The following is an 18,249-nucleotide window of genomic DNA, read 5'->3' on the forward strand; positions in this document are numbered from 1 at the left end:
CCAAGGACTCCCCATGCTCCGCTCCGCCTTCGCTCGCCGCCTGCTCGGCCTGTTCCTGGCCTGTGCCCTGCCCGCCCTGGCCCTGGCCGACGGCGCCAAGCCGCTGCGCATCGGCATCACGCTGCACCCTTACTACAGCTACGTGAGCAACATCGTCGGCGACAAGGCCGAGGTGGTGCCGCTGATTCCGGCCGGTTTCAACCCCCATGCCTACGAGCCACGTGCCGAGGACATCAAGCGCATCGGCACGCTCGACGTGATCGTGCTCAACGGCGTCGGCCATGACGACTTCGCCGACCGCATGATCGCCGCCAGCGAGAGACCCGACATCAAGACCATCGAGGCCAACGCCAACGTGCCGCTGCTGGCGGCCACCGGCATCGCCGCGCGTGGTGCCGGCAAGGTGGTCAACCCGCACACCTTCCTGTCGATCAGCGCGACCATCGCCCAGGTCAACAACATCGCCCGCGAACTGGGCAAGCTGGACCCGGACAACGCCCGCTACTACACCCAGAACGCCCGCGCCTACGCCAAACGCCTGCGCGCCCTGCGTGCCGAGGCCCTGGCCAAGGTGTCCCAGGCCCCGGATGCGACGTTCCGGGTGGCCACCATCCATGCCGCCTACGACTACCTGGTCCGAGACTTCGGCCTGGAAGTCACGGCGGTGGTCGAGCCGGCCCACGGCATCGAACCGAGCCCGGCTCAGCTGAAGAAAACCATCGATCAGCTCAAGGCGCTGGACGTGAAGGTGATCTTCTCGGAGATGGACTTCCCCTCCGCCTACGTCGAGACCATCCAGCGCGAGTCGGGCGTGCACATCTATCCGCTGACCCACATCTCCTATGGCGAGTACACCGCCGACAAGTACGAGGTGGAGATGAAGCGCAACATGGACACCGTGGTCCGCGCCATCGAAGAGCGCCGCACATGACCGCCGCCTGCCAGATCGCCGAACGCGCCCGCATCGCCTGCGGCCCGCGCATCGACTTCGATGGCATCGACCTGACGCTCGGGCGCACGCGCATCCTGGACCAGGTGCGTTTCAGCGTCGCGCCCGGCAGCGTGCATGCGATCGTCGGGCCCAATGGTGGTGGCAAGAGTTCGTTGATCAAGACGCTGCTCGGGCAGATGCCGCATCGTGGTCGCCTGACGCTGGAGTGGCCGGACGAGGACCAGGTGATCGGCTATGTGCCTCAGGCTCTGGAATTCGACCGGGGTCTGCCGATGACGGTGGACGACTTCATGGGCGCCTTGTGTCAGCGCCGCCCGGCCTTCCTGGGGCTGTCCCGACGGGTGCGTGCGCCCATCGACGACGCCCTGGCGCAGGTGGGCATGCTCGACAAGCGCACCCGGCGCATGGGTGCACTGTCGGGCGGTGAGCGCCAGCGCGTGCTGCTGGCCCAGGGGCTGGTGCCCGCGCCCCAGTTGCTGGTCCTGGACGAGCCGATGTCGGCGCTGGACGAGGCGGGCATCCAGGTGTTCGAGCAGCTGCTCGAGGGCTGGCGCCGGGCGGGGACCACGGTGCTGTGGATCGAACATGACCTGCAGGCCGTCCTGCGCCTGGCCGACCGGGTAACCGGGCTGAGCCGTCAGGTGCTGTTCGACGCACCGCCGGCCCAGGCCTTGACGCCCGAGCGTCTGCTGACGCTGTTCTCCGTCCATCCCCGTCATGAGGACACCGCCCGATGAGCCTCGATGCCTTTCGCCAACTGGTCCAGGACTGGGCACAGGCAGGCTGGTTGCCCGAGGCCTTGGCCTATGGGTTCGTGGTCAACGCCCTGCTCGCTGGCGTGATGATCGGGCCGGTGCTGGGCGGGCTCGGTACGCTGGTGGTGGTCAAGCGCTTCGCGTTCTTCTCCGAAGCGGTGGGCCACGCGGCGCTGACCGGTGTCGCCATCGGCATCCTGCTGGGCGAGCCCTACACCGGCCCCTATGGCAGCCTGTTCGGTTACTGCCTGCTGTTCGGTCTGCTGCTCAATTACCTGCGCAACCGCACCGGCCTGTCTCCCGACACCTTGATCGGCGTCTTCCTGTCGGTCTCCCTGGCCCTGGGCGCGAGCCTGCTGCTGATGCTGGCGGGCAAGATCAACGTGCACATCCTCGAGAACGTGCTGTTCGGTTCGGTGCTGACCGTCAGCGGCCAGGACCTGCTGGTGCTGGGCATCGTCGCGCTGCTGGTGCTGGGCCTGGCCCTGCCGTTGTACAACCGCATCATCCTGGCCAGCTTCAACCCCCAGCTCGCGGCGGTACGGGGTGTCGCGGTGAAGCGCCTGGACTACCTGTTTGTGGTGCTGGTGACCTTGGTCACGGTGGCGGCGGTCAAGGTGATCGGGGCGATCCTGGTCGGTGCACTGCTGGTGATCCCGGCCGCCGCTGCGCGCCTGGTCAGCCAGTCGCTCAAGGGGTTCTTCTGGTTGTCGGTACTGATCGCCACCCTCAGCACCCTGCTGGGGATCCTGCTGCCGATCATGTTCGACCTGCCCGTGCCCTCGGGCGCCGCGATCATCCTGGTGGCCGGCGCCTGCTTCGCCCTGGCCGCCCTGGCCCGCGCCCTCGTCCCCCGCCTGCAAGGAAACCCGGCATGACCTTCGACCTCAAGCCCCTGACCCTCGCCCTGGCCTTGTCGCTCTGCCCTGGTATGGTCCTGGCGGCCGCGCCTGCGAACGGCCACGAAACGGTCAACGTACTGACCACCCTGCCCGTCACCCACAGCCTGGCCAGCGCCTTGCTCGCCGGGACCTCGGTGGAGGTGAAGCGCGCGGCGCCCGCCACCTTGCCGGCCAGTCGCCAACCGTCGTATTTCGAAGGGCGCGGAGGCGCCAGCCTGGTCAAGGCCGCCCAGCAGGCGGACGCGGCCATCGGGCTGCGCTCGATCTGGCAGGACGACCCGCTGTACCCCATGGCCCGGCGCAGCAACATCCGTATCGTCGAGATCGACGCGGCCCGCCCGGTCGACGGCGCTCTGCCGGGCATCGCCGTGCAGGGCGAGCAGGCCTTCGCCCACTACCCTTGGCTGCACCCCACCAACCTCGGGCGCATGGCCGACGTGCTGGCCAACGACCTCGAGCGCCTGGCACCGGCTGACAAGACGACGATCCAGGCCAACCTGGCAGGCCTCAAGCGTGAGCTGCTGACACTGACGGCCACCAGCCAGACGCGCCTGGCCGAGGTCGACAACCTCAGCGTGGTGAGCCTGTCCGAGCGCCTGGGGTACCTGGCCAGTGGCCTGAACCTGGACGTGGTCGAGCAGCCGCTGCCGGCTGATGACACCTGGGACGAAGCGTCGCTCACGGCACTGACCGAGCAGCTCAAGGCGCAGGACGTGGCCCTGGTGCTGCACCACCGCCAACCGCCGCCTGCGGTGGTGAGCGCGATCGAGGCAGGCGGTGCGCGCCTGGTGGTGGTGGACAGCGATGCGCCGGATACGCTGGCCGGGCTCAAGGGGGCGGTGGATCAGGTGGTGAAGGCGCTGGTGGAAGGTTGATTGCATGGGCGGTGCTGGGCAGGTTTTGATCACCCGAGAGCCGGCGATAGCGTCCGGTTCGTCATCGCCTGACAGGGCCCTATCGCTGGCAAGCCAGCTCCCACCCCGATCTCTGCAGACTGTCGATGTAGGCATGGCTGTGCCAGCACCTTGTGGGAGCGGGCTTGCCCGCGATAGCGTCCGGTCCGTCACCGCCTGACAGGGCCCTATCGCTGGCAAGCCAGCTCCCACCCTGATCTCTGCAGACTGTCGATGTAGGCATGGCTTGCAATCACCTTGCGGGAGCGGGCTTGCCCGCGATAGCGTCCGGTCCGTCACCGCCTGACAGGGCCCTATCGCTGGCAAGCCAGCTCCCACCCTGATCTCTTCAGCCCGTCGATGTAGGCATGGCTATGCCAGCACCTTGTGGGAGCGGGCTTGCCCGCGATAGCGTCCGGTTCGTCACCGCCTGATAGGGCCCTATCGCTGGCAAGCCAGCTCCCACCCCGATCTCTGTAGCCTGTCGGTGTAGGCATGGCTGTGCAAGCGTCCTGTGGGAGCGGGCTTGCCCGCGATAGCGTCCGGTCCGTCACCGCTTGCATCGCGGGTAAACCACAGAGGGGTTGTGTCGGCCTGACAAACCAGTGTTGAGATCAACCGAGGAGGCATGCCAAGGCGTAGGTCCACCCCCGATCGGCCTGGAATGCCTGCAGCTCGACCAGGCCGAAGGGGCATGACAGACAGCGTCTACCGTGCCATGCATCGCTGGTAGCGCTCATCCACCCGTTTGGCGAACCAGGCGGTGGTCAGCTTGCGGGTGATCTTGGGGCTCTTCAGTTCGATGCCCGGCAGAATCGCCCGGGGCACGGGCTTCCCAGCCTTGGCATCGGCCAGGGCGAACACGCGCGTGTGAACCACCGTCTGCTCGAAGCTCAGGTCATTGCCCTTTTCCAGCTGGCTGCGGATTTGCGGGTTGCGCAGCCCCAACTGGCGCCCCAGCAGGCGCGCGGCCTTTTCGGTCGAGCCCGGCAACAGCGAGCCGGGTGCGATCAGGTCACCGTCCAGCGCCAGCTCGACCCCGGTGACCTGGCTCAGCGCGGCCTGAAACGCCGCGTTGCGACTGGCGTACCAGCCGGCATTGAAATCGGCGAAGCGGTACAGCGGACGCGGATAGTTGACCGGATACCCCAGCAGGTGCGCGATGCCGAAGTACAGGCCGCCGCGCCGAGTGAACACTTCCTGGCGAATCGTGCCCGGCACGCCGTAAGGGTAATCCTGGGCATGGTGTTCGGCGAAGTCGACGCTGACCTGCATCGGACCACCCGTGTGCACCGGGTTGAGGCCACCAAGCAGGGTGTTGCCCAGGGGCAGGCCGCTGATCACGTCGTCATACAGCGCACTGAGCTGCTTCTCGCTGCGCACTGCCTGCAAGCGCTCCTCGTAGGTCTTGCCGTTGTTCGAGCGGGTACGCAGCGCAGCATCGACCAGGACACCCGGAACCAGCACACGCCTGGCTCGTCGCTCGATCTCGGCGCGGGCGATGCGGCCCAGGCCCGGCACCTGGGGGTCGGCATTGAACGTGGACTCCTGCTCGGCCACCGCCAGGACGGCGCACAGGTTGTCCTGGCTCGGCTCGAGGCGCTGGGCCGCGAAGGCCACCTGGATGTCCTGTGCCCAGCCGGCCCGATCCTTCACGTTGCCCGGCAGCAGGCGCAGCACGGTCTGGCGGACCTCGGCCGGGTCGGCTTCCGGCACGCGGTCCTGACGCCCGGCGCAGCCTTGCAGCAAGGCCAGGGCCACCAGCAGCCCACCCAGGGCACGGCGGTTCAGGGCTGTTCTCCGATCAGGTAGGTCTTGCTGATGTGACGAAACGCCGGATGCGCCGAGCTGCCAAGCACTTCGAACAGCACCATCTCGCGGGTGACGATCTGCGCACCGGCATGGCGCATGCGGGCCAGCCCCAGCTGCTTGTTCTCCGCCCGGCGACTGTCGCAGGCGTCCTCGACGACGAACACGGTCTTGCCCAGGGCCAGCAGGTCCATCACCGTCTGCAGGACGCAGACATGGGTTTCCATGCCGCACACGATGACCTGCTGGCGCGCCAGCAACGCGGCAGGCAGACACTCGCCGGCCACGCAGGAAAAGTGCAGCTTCTCCACCACCTCGGCCTGCGGTGCCACGGCCGTCAACGCGGCGACGGTCGGCCCCAGGCCTTTGGGGTATTGCTCGGAAATGACCATGGGCAGCGCCAGGTCGGTGCACGCCGCCAGCAGCCAGCGCGTGCGCGCCAGCATGCCGTCGGGGTCACTCATGGAGCCGATGAGTTTTTCCTGGACATCGACGACCAGCAACGTGGCCTGTGCGGGATCGATCAACATGTGCGGTCCTTGCCTGGGTGCGGTGCCGCCAAGCCTCCATCAACCCAGGGGCCGGCGTCAATCCAACCGCCGAGGGCGGTGGAAGTTCCCCCGGCTCAGGCGTGCCCGCGTAACGGCTCCAGCGCGGCGGTGAGCGCGCCCAGCACGTCGGCTTCCTGCTCATGGATGAAGAAATGCCCGCCAGGGAACAGGCTGAGGGAGAAGTCGCCGGCACTCTCCCGACCCCAGGCCCGCAATTGCGCTTCGTTGGCCTTGTCCTGCTCGCCGGCGAACACGTGCACGGGGCACTGCAGCAATGGCCGCTGGCGATAGGCATAGCGGCCGCACAACAGAAAGTCTGCGCGCAGGACCGGCAAGGTCAGGCTCATCAGCTCCTCGTTGGCCAGCACTTCTTCAGGCGTGCCTTGCAAGGTGCGCAACTCGTCGATCAGCTCGGCATCGGACTTGGGCTCGCGCCAGTTGGCGCCGTCGTAGCCTTCACGGCGCGTCGGCGCAGCCGTCCCACTGGCGAACAGGGCCACCGGTGGCGGGCATCCCAGCGCGCGCAAGGCATGCACCAGCTCGAACGCCAGCAGCGCGCCCAGGCTATGACCGAGCACGGCATAGGGCGGCTGTGCGTGATGGCGGACCTCTTCGGCCAGCTGCCGAGCCAGCGCCGCCAGATCGGTCTGCAAGGGCTCGCCCAGCCGCGCGCCACGCCCCGGCAACTCCACGGGCGTCACCCGCACCCAGGCGGGGAGCGTGCGCCGCCAGCGGCTGTAGACCATGGCACTGGCGCCGGAATACGGCAGGCACAACAGGTTGAGGACGGACATCGCGGTTACGGCGCGCTGGCCGATTCGGCCATCTTCTGGCGCAGGCTCAGCGGACGCATGTCGGTCCAGACCTCTTCGATGTAGGCCAGGCAGTCCTGCTTCAGGCCACTCTTGCCGACCGCGCGCCAGCCGCTGGGGATCTCCTTGTAGTCGGGCCAGATGGAATACTGCTCTTCATGGTTGACCACTACCTGGAACACGATGTCGTCGCGATCGAATACGGAAGTCATTGCCTGTCTCCTTGATTGTCAGGGGCGCGCGAGGCGGTTGGGCGTTCGGCGGCTATGGGGGAGACGAGCCTGGCGGTCGGGAATTTACCCCGTCCCTTCACGCCCCTGTCACGCGGCCTGGCTCAACCCAGCCCCCCGAGCAGGTCGTGTGCGTCGAGCAACCGGAACGCGACCTCCGGGTTACGCTCCAGGCCGCGCCGGATCGCGGCTGGGATCGCCTGGCGCGTACGCCGGCACAAACCTGGCTGAGGCATGATTTCGATGACGATGCCACGCATGCTGCGCACTTCGTTCATACCGGGCGCGATCCGCACCTCGATACCCAGCTGCTCGCGCAGACGGCGCTGCAAGCGCTGCAGGTCGTCGAAATCCCGCAGGTGCTCGAGGCGCTCGATCAAGCGTTTTTCTTCCGGGCGCGTCAGCAGCAGCACCCGGCAGGCTTCGCTGGAAGCCTGCTCAAGGAGCGCTCGGCCGCAATCGCAGACACCGGCCGGACAGGAGGGACGCACAGGCGTGGAAGACGTCATGGGACTGAGCATAGCGTGATTCGAGTGCGTGGGGTGGAGTCGCCAACATCGCAAGAAACGGCGCGAAGTTGTCGTTTGTACTTTTTATTGACGTCAATAAAGGCTTTTTATTCATTTCATTCTTCACTGCCGACGATTTCACACGTGAAACACACAGTTTTTCAGTCAAATTGACGCCATTAAATCGGCACGTCTCATCAACTTTACTGACGTCAAAATAGTGTAAATAAAACATTACACGATTAATGGCGCATTGCCATTTTCTCGCATACAGTGGTTCCAACTTCACGGAACTACTGCCCCTTATGAACGTCGCCGCCCTGACCACTGTGATCGCGTTGCACCTGTGTGCAGTGTCCGTTGCACAGGCGCAGACCGCGCTCGATGCCACGAGCAGCCTGACCGACCAGCGCACCCTGAACCGTGAGCACTTCGGCGGCCTGGTGGTCGGCCAGACGGTGACCCTGGCAGGCCGCGCGTTCTACGACAGCTTCGCCGCCGCCTGGCAGGAGCTGGACGAGCCCGGTCGGTTCAACGTGGCCATCAGCGAACGGCCGACCGCTCGCCTGGGCAGCCAGGTGTTCGTCGACTACGGCAACCGCCGGCTGTTGCAGATGTTCATTCCGCCCAACCGCGCCTTGATCCCGGCGATTGGCGCGGAAGCCGCGGCGCAGGTGTTCCAGGCGATTCTCGATTACCAAGTGGCCCAGGTGTTCGGCGACCCCGACCTGGCCCGTGACGAACTGTGAAAGGAGGTCGAATGTCTCGCCTATCCCCTGCCCTGCTTGGCCTGGCGCTGAGCCTGGCGATCGGCGCCGCGGCCCAGGCCAGCGAGCTGGTCTACGTGCCCAACAACCCGTCGTTCGGCGGCAACCCGCTCAACGGCCCGGTGCTGCTCAACCAGGCCACGGCACAGAACAAGTTCACCGAGAAGTCGGCGTCCGGCTCGGCCTCCGCGCAGAACGCCCTGACGCAATTCAACAGCATGTTGCAGAGCGCCATTCTCAGCCGCGTGTCATCGGCCGTGACCTCCAGCATCGTCGGTGCCGATGGACGCTTGACACCGGGCACGGTGGAAACCACCGACTTCACCATCAACATCACCAACTTGTCCGGCGGACTGTTGCAAATCGTCACGACCGATAAAACCACCGGACAAACGACCCAGTTTCAAATCAATCAACCCTGACCGGTTTGTTGTAACCCCCGTTGTACCGTTATGTGATGCGTAGTGCTGTGCAATCGACGGGCAGGCCCGCCTGTGCAAGAAAAACCGACACTCACTTGAATACGAAACATAGGAAGTCAATCATGAACGCACGTAAATCCCTTCTGTCCATGGCTGTCCTGGTTGCCGTCTCCGGCGTGGCCTTCGCTGACGGCGGTTCGGTCAACACCTCGCAGACCGGCGACAAGAACCTGCTCAACGTCCTGCAGTCCGACGCCAACGGCTCGAACGTCACGGTCAACCAGACCGGCGCGCGCAACGACTCGATCGTCAACCAGAACGGTGCCCGCAACAGCGCCAGCGTCAACCAGAACGGCGGCTCGCTGCAGGACGGCGTCGAGCAGTCGGCGCGCCTGAACCAGGGCGGCGATCACAACGATGCCAAGATCCGCCAGGAAGGCACCACCGCCTCCAAGGTCGGCGCCACCATCAACCAGGCCCTCAATGGCGGCAGCTTCAACAAGGCGAGCATCACCCAGGTCGGTGGTCGTGACGATGCCCAGGCCCGTGTCGACCAGGCCGGCAACGCCAACAAAGGCTACATCTACCAGGAACAGACCGTCGGCGGTGTGGCCAGCGTCAACCAGTCGGGCCAGTTCAACCAGTCGCAGATCAACCAGAACGACAGCTACTACAGCCAGTCGGTCAAGGTGAACCAGAACGGCTTTGCCAACAAAGGCCTGATCACCCAGACCGACACTGACTTCAAGAATGCCAGCATCAGCCAGAACGGCCATGGCAACTACGGCTACGTCGAGCAGACCGGCACCAACTTCGGCAGCGCCGACATCACCCAGAACGCCTGGGGCAGCGAAGCGACCGCCACCCAGCGCAATGGCAACAACCTCAACGCCAGCATCTCGCAGACGGGCCTGGGCAACCGCGCCATCACCGACCAGACCGGCCACAACCACACCGCCACGGTCAAGCAGGAAGGCGCCAGCCTGGGCTTCGCCTCGGTCGACCAGAGCGGCCTGAACAACACCGCCAGCGTGACCCAGAGCTGGGGCAGCAACAACGCCGGCTACGTCACCCAGTCCGGTACCTACAACGAAGAAGCCCTGCTGCAGAGCGGCCGCAACAACACCGCCAGCATCACCCAGAGCGGCTTCGGTGGCGCCGGCCAGGCCATGGTCAACAGCGTGAGCGTGACCCAGACCGGCAACCTGCACTCGGCCACCGTCAGCCAGGCCGGTGGTGCCAGCAACAGCGCCGTGGTCGTACAGCGCTGATCGCCCCACCGTTCTCGATGATGCCGTTCCCTGCCGCGCCATGCGGCAGGGATTTCACTGGAGTAGACCCATGCGTGCCCGCACCTTTTCACTGATGATCCTCGCGGCGGTTCTGGCCAGCGGCTGCGCCACGTCCCGCCCGGCTGGCACGACCTCGGCGGCCAGCATTTCACCCCCGACCCACAGCACCCGTGACCTGATGCGCCTTCCGGCCCCTGCCGGCCCGATCGCCGTTGCGGTGTATGGTCTGCGCGACCAGACCGGCCAGTACAAACCGTCCCCGGACAGTTCTTTCTCCACCTCGGTCACCCAAGGCGCCGCGTCGCTGCTGGTGACCGCGCTACGCGACTCGCGCTGGTTCAAACCGGTCGAGCGTGAAAACCTGCAGGACGTGCTCACCGAGCGCAAGATCATCCGCGCCCTGGAGCAACCCCAGGATCAGGCCCAGGCCATGCTGCCGTCGTTGCGTCCGGCCAACCTGTTGATCGGCGGCGCCATCGTCGCCTACGAAAGCAACGTGCGCACCGGCGGCATCGGCGTGCGCTACCTGGGCATCGGCCCGTCGGAGCTGTACCGCCAGGACCAGGTCACCATCAACCTGCGCGCGGTCGACATCCGCAGCGGCGAGATCATCCAGAGCGTGACCACCACCAAGACGGTGTACTCGACCCAGGTCGACTTCGGCGTGTTCAAGTTCGTCTCGCTCAAGCACCTGCTGGAAGTCGAGACCGGCTTCTCGCGCAACGAACCGGTCCAGCAGTGCGTGCGCGAAGCGATCGAAAGCGCACTGATCCACCTGATCGCCCAAGGCGCCCGCGATGGCAGCTGGCGCCTGCGTGACCCCGAGGCGCTCAAGCAGCCGCTGCTGCAAGGGTACTTGAGCAGCTACGACGAACAGACCATGACCCAACCGGTCGCACCGACCCAGGTCAACTGACGTGACGGAGGCATCCATGACTCAGCACAGGCTACGCTGGTCTACGGCCCTGGTGGCGGCCCTCTGGCTGTACACCGGGTCAGGCCAGGCGAACGACCTGGTCGCCGAGGGCCGCTATGCCGGCCTGGGCAATGGCCATCGTGTCGAACTGGAGCAGGCGGGCGGTCTCAACCGTGCGCGCATCGATCAGGCTGGCGTGGCGCAACGGCTGGTGCAGTCGCAGGCCGGCCTGGCCAACGTCGCCCGGATCGACCAGAGCGGGGCCCATAACTTGGCAGCCGCCTACCAGGTCGGGCTGGGCAACACCCTGAACCTCGATCAGTCCGGCAGCTACAACCAGGCCGCCATCGTCCAGGCCGGGACCCGCAACCAGGCCAACGTGGTGCAGAGCGGCGCCTACAACCAGGCGTTCGTCGGCCAGTACGGCCAGGGCAACCAGGCCAGCGTCACCCAGAGCGGCTTCGGCGGCACGGTGTCGGTCACGCAATACGGCAACCATTCCACGGCCACGGTGACGCAGCAATGATCATGGACTATTCGCACCTGACGGTGAGCATCGACACCGAGCGCAGCGACAACGCCGTGCTGATCCGTCCGCGCATCGACAACCCGGTGCCGCTGACCCTGGGCTACCGGATGACCATCCGCCAGGACAGCGGCGGCAACACCTCGAGCATCAACCAGCAGGGGCAGTTGCAGACGGGACAGGCTTCGTCGAGTGTGCGTCTGGGGTTGGCCGACGGCGGGTCGTGCTCGGTGCACTTGGAAGTGTTCGCCGATCAGACCCTGATCACGGCGATCGACCGTGATTGCGCGGTGCGCTGAGGGGGATGGGTCTGGCGCTGTCGGGGCACTTTCCGATTTCCGAGGTTGGCTGCACCGGCCTCATCGCGGGCAAGCCCGCTCCCACAGGCCAGCATTCCAGGCTGCCGACGCAGCGCAGCAGGTTTTGTCGTACAGCTTGCAGGCCCCTATAGATCAACACCTCAACCTGCCAGCGCAGCTCGGCAGGCCTGTGGGAGCCCGCCCACCGCCTTGGGGCCGCGCTGTCGCGCAGAGAACATGACGATAGCTGGCAGGTTCCGGAACTTTATTGCTAATCGATTTTAGGGCCGCTTTGCGGCCCATCGCGGCACTGGGGCCGCTCCTACACCCGTAGCCCCACCGCAGCGTTGCAGGCCATCGCGGTCACCTGTGGGAGCGGCCCCTGTGCCGCGATTGGGCCCGCAGGGCCCACAAAATCCTGAAGTTATTTCTTTTAAAATCAACAAGATATTTATGTTCTATGAGAGCTGGCTTGCCAGCGATGAAGCCACCCTCTCTCTCCAGGTGGACGGCTCCTTGGATGCCAAAGCACGCCTTGATCCTCGACCCTGGACTTACTGCTCACGCAGGCCGCAGACGCGCCACGGCGCGCTTTCCTGCCAGACGCGAGGCACGGCGCTCGCGGTCGCCATCGCACATCGAGCGCAGGTTCTGCTCGATGGTCCGGCACAGGTCTTCGGTGCGGATCCGGTGCTGGCTGTCGCCGAACGGCGCCTGCAGGTCGGTGCCGATACGCTCCATGGCCAGCAGCATGCAGCCCACCACGGTAGACACCACCGGCGTGAACCAACCCAACGACGGCACCAGGCTCAACGGCATGATCACGCAGAACAGCGTGCTAAACAGGCGCGGAAAGTACACATACGGATAGGGCAACGGGGTATTGGCGATGCGCTCCATGCCGCCCTGCCAGTTGGACACGTCCACCAGCGTCGACTCCAGCCGCGCCAGTCGTACACTGTCCAGGTGGCCGGCCTTGAAGGCCTGGGCGATGAGGTCGGCCGAGCCGCTGAGGATGTCGTTGGGCAGGTTGCTGGCCCCGTCGAGCTGGCGCAGCTCCTGTTCACCCAGCAGCCCCACCAGCGCCGAAGGATCGCGCTCGCCCTTGAGGTGCAGACGCAAGGCATGCAGGTAGGCCACATGGCGCTGGATCAGGCGGGCCTTGAGCGGTTGGGTGGTACGGTCATCATCGATCAAGGTCAGCACCTGCCGACCGAAGCTGCGCGAGCTGTTGACCATCGCCCCCCACAACGTGCGGGCTTCCCACCAGCGGTTGTAGGCGCTGGAATTCCTGAAACTGATCAAGACCACCAGTGCCGAACACAGCAAGGTCAAGGGCATCAGCGGCAACTCGAGACCCAGCCCTTCAGCCAGCATGGCCTCGGCCGTGACCACCATGTCCCACAGCAGCAGCCAGAACAGCGACCAGCCCACGTACCCGAACGTGCGCACCAGGCATTTCCATTTGTCTTCCAGTGCGATTGTCATCGCCTCACTCCTGTCCGAACCGTGCGACGCTGCGTCCCGGCTTCCTGACTGGCATCGTAAGGCGCGATGCTTAAATGCAGCTTAATCTCATTTTCAGCTGGCATTCCCTTCCGGCAGCAGGCTGCGCTCGAAGGTGAAGACCTCTCCGGCGCAGGGGGTATGCACGTAGACCTGCTGCGGTCGGCCGAGCCTGGGCTGCAGAGTCTCGCCGGTGGCCTGGATCCAGCCCGCCGTCCGTAGACGCTCGAGGCGCTTGCGCAGCGAGGTGTTGTTGACCGGTGCCCCCAGGCAGGCCTGAGTCGCCTGCAGCGCGTCGAGCACGGTGAATCGCGTGGGCGTCAGGTACAGCGGCAGGCTGCTGTAGACGGTCTTGCTCGCCAGCCGCTCACGGGCCAGGCGCACCAGCAGGGCATGGTCGAACGGCAACGCCAGCTCACCGCCGAGGATGCGCTCGAGGTCGAAGAAGGCCAGGCCCTCCCCCTCCACGGGCTCTTCAGGGTCGAGCAGCGCCAGGTAGTACGTGCTCATCGACCAACCCCGCGGATCACGTTGGGCATTGCCTTCGGTCCCGACCTGTTCGACATGACGCGGCACCACGTGGGCTTTTTCGCGCAGCGCACGCTCGGCCGCCGCCGCCAGGCTGGCATCGGCGCTGCGACCGTTGACCAGGACACCCGGCAGCGCCCACTGGCCTTGGTACGGCGTGCGCTCCCGCCGGTGCAACAGCACTTCCAGGGCCGGGGCACCGGCGACCTTGCGCATGGCCACGATATCCACGCTGGCCAGGACTTCGGCACTGCTCATCGTTCACTCCTACGGATTCGGGCTGACATATTCCACCAGGAACACAAAGTTTGGCAAGCCGATGCACAAAGGCTTGACAGACTTATATCACCAGGTGAAATATATAGCCATTCCCGCACAGGAGCTTCCCGATGAAGATCGCCAGTTTCGACGTCGATGCCCAGAACGGCTTCACCCACAACGCACCGGACGAGCTGCCCGTGCCCGGCGGCCACGAAATCGCCCCGGCGCTCAATGCCATGGCCCGCCGTGCCAGTCTGCGCCTGGGCAGCAAGGACGCCCACCCGCGCAACGCTGTCTGGGTCGTGCCCGAACATGCCCAGATGCTGCAGCCGCTGACCTTGCCCAACGCCGACCTCACCTGGGTCAGCCACTGCGTTCCCGGCACCTACGGCTTCGAACTGCTCGAAGGCCTGCCGGCCCCGATCGACTACGACTACTTTGTCTGGAAAGGCGTGGAGCCCGACCTGCACCCTTACGGCGCCTGCTACCACGACCTGGCCGAGCGGCGCTCGACCGGTGCCATCGAATACCTCAAGGCCCAGGGCGTCGGCCTGGTGATCGTCGGCGGTCTGGCCCTGGACTACTGCGTCAGCACCACCGCCCGGCAGCTGCGCGAGGCCGGCTTCGAGGTGCTGTTGTTCCTGCCCGCCTGCCGGGCCCTGAGCGAGGCGGGTGCCGACGGCGCCTGCACCACGCTGGCCACGGCCGGCATCCGCCTGTGCGCTGATGAAGCCGCATTGGACCAGGCGATCACCGATTATCAGGAGGCACGACCATGAGCGAAGGCGTCTTTGGCGAGCGGATCGTCCAGAACCTGCTGGACACCGACTTCTACAAGATCACCATGATGCAGGCGGTGCTGCACAACTACCCCAACGCCGAAGTGGAGTGGGAGTTCCGCTGCCGCAACGACGAAGACCTCTCCCCCTACCTGGCCGAGATCCGCTACCAGGTGGAGCAGCTTGCCGACGTTTCGGTGACCCACGACCAGTTGGCCTACCTGGAGAAGATCCCGTTCATCAAGCCGGACTTCATCCGCTTCCTGAGCCTGTTCCGCTTCAACCTGCGCTACGTGCAGATCGGCCTCGACGACAGCGGTCAGCTGGCGATCCGCGTGCGCGGGCCCTGGCTGCACGTGATCCTCTACGAGATCCCGCTGCTGGCGATCGTCTCGGAAGTGCGCAACCGCTACCGCTATCGCGACGTGACCCTCGACCAAGTCAACGAACGCCTCTACGAGAAGCTCGACTGGCTACGCCGCGAGGCTGGCCCCGATGAACTGGCTGGCCTGCAACTGGCCGACTTCGGTACCCGCCGGCGCTTTTCCTACCCGGTGCAGGAAGAGGTCGTGCACACCCTCACCCGTGACTTCCCGGGCCGTTTCGTCGGCACCAGCAACGTGCACCTGGCCCGTGAGTACGATCTGCGGCCCATCGGCACCATGGCCCACGAATGGTTCATGGCCCACCAGCAACTCGGCCCCCGCCTGGTCGACAGCCAGGTCGCCGCGCTGGAGTGCTGGGTGCGCGAGTACCGCGGCCTGCTGGGGATCGCGTTGACCGACTGCATCGGCATGGACCCGTTCATGCGCGACTTCGATCTGTACTTCGCCAAGCTGTTCGACGGCTTGCGGCATGACTCGGGCGACCCCCTGGTGTGGGCCGAAAAGGCCATCGCCCACTACCAGCGGCTGGGGATCGACCCGGCGAGCAAGACGCTGATCTTCTCCGACGGGCTGGACTTCGCCAAGACGCTGGAGCTGTACCGCGCGCTGCACGGGCGGATCCACGTGAGCTTCGGGATCGGCACGAACCTGACGTGCGACATTCCAGGGGTCAAGCCGATGAACATGGTGATCAAGATGACGGCGTGCAATGGGGCGCCGGTGGCGAAGATCTCGGACAGTCCTGGGAAGACGCAGTGTCGGGACGAGAATTTCGTGGCATATTTGAGGCATGTGTTTGGGGTGCGGTGAGAGGGGTTGCGCTACGTTTTGAATGGAAAGGGCCCTGCACGCCGCAGGGCATGATTCCATAGAGTCGTGGCAGCGCGACCTTCATGAACGTGCGAGGCCTGCGCGGTTCAGCGGCTTCCTCAGTGGCCGAACAGGCACTCAATGACTCTGCCAGGTCACGTTCGTGACGTCTGCCACATCGGTAACCCCACGAGATGAGGCGTGACCTCTATCAACCTAGCATCCGATGCTGCACGCCGAACGTCCGCCAATGCGCTTTCCTTAGCAGCCTGCGCACTTGCCGCTTCGCGCGTGAACGTGAGGGCCAATCTTCCCAGCTGCCCAATGCCTACCACTGCATCTTCACAACCTTCCTCTCCCAAACGCTCGATCAAGACATCGGTATCGATATCGTGGGTAGGTAGCTGGTATTTAAGCGTGAAAGTAAATTCCATCTTCGTTAGCTCTGTCCATCGTTAGGGTCTATCTGATTGTTTTAGTACAAGACTGCATTCGGCATGCACCTCTACCACCGTGCATTAGAACTCCACCTTCCCCCGCCCCGCCTTGACCGTACCGCGCCGGGCCTTCCCCTCGAGGCGACGGGTCTTCGAACCGAGGGTCGGCTTGGTCGGCCTGCGTTTCTTCTCGGTCTTGCCGGCCGCGATGATTAACTCGGCAAGACGCGCCAACGCGTCGGCCCGGTTTTGCTCCTGGGTGCGGTACTGCTGCGCCTTGAGGATCAGCACGCCGTCGCTGGTGATACGACTGTCGCGCAGCGCCAGCAGCCGTTCCTTGTAGAACGCAGGCAGCGACGAGGCGGGAATGTCGAAGCGCAGGTGCACCGCGCTGGATACCTTGTTGACGTTCTGCCCCCCTGCACCCTGCGCGCGGATGTAGGTCAGCTCGATGTCGGCATCTGGGAGGTGCACGGTATTGGAGATGGTCAGCATGGCGTGGCCCTTGTGATTGCCTTCTATTATCACAGCCTTCACTGCGCTACCCCAGCATAAAAACGACGAGGCCCTGCTCCCTGCTATAAACCCCCTAGTAAATCTGCAAAGCGTTTACCTCTACTTGCTGAAACGTTTCCCCCGGTCTATAAAACGGCACAACCCCAAGAAAGGCCACCCGCCATGACCCTGCTCAGACTGTCCCTTGCCCTCGCTGCCCTGTCCGCCACGTCCCACGCCATGGCCTGGGACTACGTCCTGCTCGACACCGACAAGGCCGCCCAGCCCTGGCAGATCACCAGCGCGCAGCTGGGGGTCAAGACCGACAAGCCCTTCAGCGTCACCCTGCGTACGCTGCATGGCGGTCGCCAGGAAGGCGTCAGCATCGTCGACATCGACAACGGCACGATGAAACTCTCCGTGGTACCGACCCGTGGCATGAACGTGCTGCAGGCGTCGGTCGGTGACGTGCGCATGGGTTGGGACTCGCCGGTCAAGGAGGTGGTCAACCCATCCTTCATCGAACTCACTGGCCGTAACGGCCTGGGCTGGCTGGAAGGCTTCAACGAGCTGGTGGCCCGCTGCGGGTACGAATGGGTCGGCCACCCTGGCATCGACAACGGCGAGCTGCTGACGCTGCATGGTCGGGCGGCCAACATTCCGGCGAGCAAGGTGACGCTGCACATCGACGAGCAGCCGCCGTACGCCATCACCTTGCGCGGCGAACTGAAAGAGCAAGCGTTCAAAAAGGTCGATTTCTCGGTCGCGACCGAACTGGTCACCGAACCCGGCAGCGTGACCTTCACGCTCGACGACACCCTGACCAACAATGGCGACTACCCGAAGGAATACCAGGCGCTGTACCACAGCAACTTCGGTGCCCCGTTCCTGGAACAGGGTGCGCGCTTCGCCGCGCCGGTGAAGCAGGTGTCACCGTTCAACGACAAGGCCAAGGGCGATCTGGCCGATTGGCAGACCTACCGCGCGCCGACCCAGGACTACGACGAGACGGTCTACAACGTGGTGCCCTATGCCGACGCCAAGGGCGACACGCTGACCGTGCTGCACAACAAGGCTGGCAGCCTGGGCGTGTCGGTCGGTTTCAACACCGGCACGCTGCCGGTGTTTTCGCTGTGGAAGAACACCGATACTCAGGGCCAGGGCTACGTCACGGGGCTGGAGCCGGGGACGAGTTTTTCTTACAACCGTCGGTATCAGCGGCCGCTGAATCTGGTGCCGACCCTCGGCCCGAAAGCACACACGCAGTTCCGCATCCAGTACAGCTTGCTGGCGGACAAGGCTGCGGTAGACAAGGCCTTGCAGCAGGTGAGCGAGATCCAGGGCGGACGCAAAACCGAAGTACGGCAGACGCCGCTGGTGGACCTGACCAAAGAGTGACGCTGGCCCGCCTC

21 protein-coding genes and 1 pseudogene are annotated in these 18,249 nt (G+C 65.1%); 13 read left to right on the forward strand and 9 right to left on the reverse strand.

Features of this window, described 5'->3' with window-relative positions:
• Nucleotides 1-13 precede the first annotated feature (13 nt).
• Genes APT63_12340 through APT63_12355 form a run of 4 tightly spaced genes read left to right on the forward strand, consistent with a single transcriptional unit; the run spans nucleotide 14 to nucleotide 3,484 of the window.
• Nucleotides 14-931 carry an ABC transporter substrate-binding protein gene (locus tag APT63_12340; GenBank protein AMA46346.1) on the forward strand — a complete coding sequence of 306 codons (918 nt, stop codon included), beginning with the start codon at nucleotides 14-16 and terminating at the stop codon, nucleotides 929-931.
• Nucleotides 928-1,689, forward strand: coding sequence for a manganese ABC transporter ATP-binding protein (locus tag APT63_12345; GenBank protein AMA46347.1), 762 nt, complete (start codon nucleotides 928-930; stop codon nucleotides 1,687-1,689). The genes APT63_12340 and APT63_12345 overlap by 4 nt, the downstream gene beginning before the upstream one ends.
• Nucleotides 1,686-2,585 carry a zinc ABC transporter permease gene (locus tag APT63_12350; protein ID AMA46348.1) on the forward strand — a complete coding sequence of 300 codons (900 nt, stop codon included), beginning with the start codon at nucleotides 1,686-1,688 and terminating at the stop codon, nucleotides 2,583-2,585. Before APT63_12345 ends, APT63_12350 begins: the two co-directional genes overlap by 4 nt.
• Entirely contained in the window at nucleotides 2,582-3,484 is a 903-nt protein-coding gene (locus APT63_12355) for a metal ABC transporter substrate-binding protein (protein ID AMA46349.1), read from the forward strand. Before APT63_12350 ends, APT63_12355 begins: the two co-directional genes overlap by 4 nt.
• Nucleotides 3,485-4,210: 726 nt before the next feature.
• Here the strand turns inward: APT63_12355 and APT63_12360 are convergent.
• The 5 genes from APT63_12360 to APT63_12380 form a co-directional block, all read right to left on the reverse strand.
• Nucleotides 4,211-5,263, reverse strand: a complete 1,053-nt coding sequence (locus APT63_12360) for a hypothetical protein (GenBank protein ID AMA46350.1) — start codon at nucleotides 5,261-5,263, stop codon at nucleotides 4,211-4,213.
• Between the two features lie 26 nt (nucleotides 5,264-5,289).
• The gene (locus tag APT63_12365; GenBank protein AMA46351.1) at nucleotides 5,290-5,841 is read right to left on the reverse strand and encodes a hydrolase; all 552 of its coding nucleotides are present in this window, start codon (nucleotides 5,839-5,841) and stop codon (nucleotides 5,290-5,292) included.
• A 95-nt stretch (nucleotides 5,842-5,936) separates the two neighbouring features.
• Entirely contained in the window at nucleotides 5,937-6,656 is a 720-nt protein-coding gene (locus tag APT63_12370) for a thioesterase (protein AMA46352.1), read from the reverse strand.
• Between the two features lie 5 nt (nucleotides 6,657-6,661).
• Complete coding sequence (locus APT63_12375) at nucleotides 6,662-6,886, reverse strand: antibiotic synthesis protein MbtH (GenBank protein ID AMA46353.1); 225 nt, start codon at nucleotides 6,884-6,886, stop codon at nucleotides 6,662-6,664.
• Nucleotides 6,887-7,008: 122 nt separating this feature from the next.
• A complete protein-coding gene (locus APT63_12380; protein ID AMA47884.1) occupies nucleotides 7,009-7,413 on the reverse strand; it encodes a hypothetical protein in 405 nt (134 codons plus the stop codon).
• Nucleotides 7,414-7,718: 305 nt separating this feature from the next.
• On the opposite strand from APT63_12380, the gene APT63_12385 reads away from it, so the two are divergent.
• The 6 genes from APT63_12385 to APT63_12410 all read left to right on the forward strand — a co-directional run bounded on the left by APT63_12385 (nucleotide 7,719) and on the right by APT63_12410 (nucleotide 11,635).
• Nucleotides 7,719-8,162 carry a hypothetical protein gene (locus tag APT63_12385; protein ID AMA46354.1) on the forward strand — a complete coding sequence of 148 codons (444 nt, stop codon included), beginning with the start codon at nucleotides 7,719-7,721 and terminating at the stop codon, nucleotides 8,160-8,162.
• Between the two features lie 11 nt (nucleotides 8,163-8,173).
• Nucleotides 8,174-8,602, forward strand: a complete 429-nt coding sequence (locus APT63_12390) for a curli assembly protein CsgF (GenBank protein ID AMA46355.1) — start codon at nucleotides 8,174-8,176, stop codon at nucleotides 8,600-8,602.
• 149 nt (nucleotides 8,603-8,751) lie between these two features.
• On the forward strand, nucleotides 8,752-9,873 hold the full coding sequence (locus APT63_12395; GenBank protein ID AMA46356.1) for a hypothetical protein: 1,122 nt from the start codon (nucleotides 8,752-8,754) through the stop codon (nucleotides 9,871-9,873).
• 70 nt (nucleotides 9,874-9,943) lie between these two features.
• Nucleotides 9,944-10,810 carry a curli production assembly/transport protein CsgG gene (locus tag APT63_12400; GenBank protein ID AMA46357.1) on the forward strand — a complete coding sequence of 289 codons (867 nt, stop codon included), beginning with the start codon at nucleotides 9,944-9,946 and terminating at the stop codon, nucleotides 10,808-10,810.
• Nucleotides 10,811-10,826: 16 nt separating this feature from the next.
• Nucleotides 10,827-11,336 carry a hypothetical protein gene (locus APT63_12405; protein ID AMA46358.1) on the forward strand — a complete coding sequence of 170 codons (510 nt, stop codon included), beginning with the start codon at nucleotides 10,827-10,829 and terminating at the stop codon, nucleotides 11,334-11,336.
• Entirely contained in the window at nucleotides 11,336-11,635 is a 300-nt protein-coding gene (locus APT63_12410) for a hypothetical protein (GenBank protein ID AMA47885.1), read from the forward strand. The genes APT63_12405 and APT63_12410 overlap by 1 nt, the downstream gene beginning before the upstream one ends.
• Nucleotides 11,636-12,196: 561 nt before the next feature.
• Here APT63_12410 and APT63_12415 read toward each other — a convergent pair.
• Together APT63_12415 and APT63_12420 are read right to left on the reverse strand one after the other, a co-directional pair.
• Complete coding sequence (locus APT63_12415; GenBank protein AMA46359.1) at nucleotides 12,197-13,123, reverse strand: effector protein; 927 nt, start codon at nucleotides 13,121-13,123, stop codon at nucleotides 12,197-12,199.
• Nucleotides 13,124-13,216: 93 nt separating this feature from the next.
• The gene (locus tag APT63_12420) at nucleotides 13,217-13,927 is read right to left on the reverse strand and encodes an NUDIX hydrolase (protein ID AMA46360.1); all 711 of its coding nucleotides are present in this window, start codon (nucleotides 13,925-13,927) and stop codon (nucleotides 13,217-13,219) included.
• A gap of 131 nt (nucleotides 13,928-14,058) precedes the next feature.
• Between APT63_12420 and APT63_12425 the strand changes: the two genes are divergently transcribed.
• Nucleotides 14,059-14,709, forward strand: a complete 651-nt coding sequence (locus APT63_12425) for a nicotinamidase (protein ID AMA46361.1) — start codon at nucleotides 14,059-14,061, stop codon at nucleotides 14,707-14,709.
• A complete protein-coding gene (locus APT63_12430; protein AMA46362.1) occupies nucleotides 14,706-15,905 on the forward strand; it encodes a nicotinate phosphoribosyltransferase in 1,200 nt (399 codons plus the stop codon). Before APT63_12425 ends, APT63_12430 begins: the two co-directional genes overlap by 4 nt.
• A 182-nt stretch (nucleotides 15,906-16,087) precedes the next feature.
• On the opposite strand, the pseudogene APT63_12435 reads toward APT63_12430, so the two are convergent.
• Nucleotides 16,088-16,339: pseudogene (locus tag APT63_12435) on the reverse strand (DNA-binding protein).
• 84 nt (nucleotides 16,340-16,423) lie between these two features.
• A complete protein-coding gene (locus APT63_12440) occupies nucleotides 16,424-16,837 on the reverse strand; it encodes a peptidyl-tRNA hydrolase (GenBank protein ID AMA46363.1) in 414 nt (137 codons plus the stop codon).
• Between the two features lie 183 nt (nucleotides 16,838-17,020).
• On the opposite strand from APT63_12440, the gene APT63_12445 reads away from it, so the two are divergent.
• Nucleotides 17,021-18,235, forward strand: coding sequence for a DUF4432 domain-containing protein (locus APT63_12445; protein AMA46364.1), 1,215 nt, complete (start codon nucleotides 17,021-17,023; stop codon nucleotides 18,233-18,235).
• Nucleotides 18,236-18,249: the final 14 nt, after the last annotated feature.

This window comes from Pseudomonas monteilii (assembly GCA_001534745.1).
GTDB classification, from domain to species: Bacteria; Pseudomonadota; Gammaproteobacteria; order Pseudomonadales; family Pseudomonadaceae; genus Aquipseudomonas; species Aquipseudomonas alabamensis.

What these genes read in the sequence shown, in the direction of transcription:
- APT63_12340 (AMA46346.1), top strand. Translation starts at nt 14, where the DNA reads ATGCTCCGCTCCGCCTTCGCTCGCCGCCTGCTCGGCCTGTTCCTGGCC.
- APT63_12345 (AMA46347.1), top strand. Translation starts at nt 928, where the DNA reads ATGACCGCCGCCTGCCAGATCGCCGAACGCGCCCGCATCGCCTGCGGC.
- APT63_12350 (AMA46348.1), top strand. Translation starts at nt 1,686, where the DNA reads ATGAGCCTCGATGCCTTTCGCCAACTGGTCCAGGACTGGGCACAGGCA.
- APT63_12355 (AMA46349.1), top strand. Translation starts at nt 2,582, where the DNA reads ATGACCTTCGACCTCAAGCCCCTGACCCTCGCCCTGGCCTTGTCGCTC.
- APT63_12365 (AMA46351.1), bottom strand. Translation starts at nt 5,841, where the DNA reads ATGTTGATCGATCCCGCACAGGCCACGTTGCTGGTCGTCGATGTCCAG.
- APT63_12370 (AMA46352.1), bottom strand. Translation starts at nt 6,656, where the DNA reads ATGTCCGTCCTCAACCTGTTGTGCCTGCCGTATTCCGGCGCCAGTGCC.
- APT63_12375 (AMA46353.1), bottom strand. Translation starts at nt 6,886, where the DNA reads ATGACTTCCGTATTCGATCGCGACGACATCGTGTTCCAGGTAGTGGTC.
- APT63_12380 (AMA47884.1), bottom strand. Translation starts at nt 7,413, where the DNA reads ATGACGTCTTCCACGCCTGTGCGTCCCTCCTGTCCGGCCGGTGTCTGC.
- APT63_12385 (AMA46354.1), top strand. Translation starts at nt 7,719, where the DNA reads ATGAACGTCGCCGCCCTGACCACTGTGATCGCGTTGCACCTGTGTGCA.
- APT63_12390 (AMA46355.1), top strand. Translation starts at nt 8,174, where the DNA reads ATGTCTCGCCTATCCCCTGCCCTGCTTGGCCTGGCGCTGAGCCTGGCG.
- APT63_12395 (AMA46356.1), top strand. Translation starts at nt 8,752, where the DNA reads ATGGCTGTCCTGGTTGCCGTCTCCGGCGTGGCCTTCGCTGACGGCGGT.
- APT63_12400 (AMA46357.1), top strand. Translation starts at nt 9,944, where the DNA reads ATGCGTGCCCGCACCTTTTCACTGATGATCCTCGCGGCGGTTCTGGCC.
- APT63_12405 (AMA46358.1), top strand. Translation starts at nt 10,827, where the DNA reads ATGACTCAGCACAGGCTACGCTGGTCTACGGCCCTGGTGGCGGCCCTC.
- APT63_12415 (AMA46359.1), bottom strand. Translation starts at nt 13,123, where the DNA reads ATGACAATCGCACTGGAAGACAAATGGAAATGCCTGGTGCGCACGTTC.
- APT63_12420 (AMA46360.1), bottom strand. Translation starts at nt 13,927, where the DNA reads ATGAGCAGTGCCGAAGTCCTGGCCAGCGTGGATATCGTGGCCATGCGC.
- APT63_12425 (AMA46361.1), top strand. Translation starts at nt 14,059, where the DNA reads ATGAAGATCGCCAGTTTCGACGTCGATGCCCAGAACGGCTTCACCCAC.
- APT63_12430 (AMA46362.1), top strand. Translation starts at nt 14,706, where the DNA reads ATGAGCGAAGGCGTCTTTGGCGAGCGGATCGTCCAGAACCTGCTGGAC.
- APT63_12440 (AMA46363.1), bottom strand. Translation starts at nt 16,837, where the DNA reads ATGCTGACCATCTCCAATACCGTGCACCTCCCAGATGCCGACATCGAG.
- APT63_12445 (AMA46364.1), top strand. Translation starts at nt 17,021, where the DNA reads ATGACCCTGCTCAGACTGTCCCTTGCCCTCGCTGCCCTGTCCGCCACG.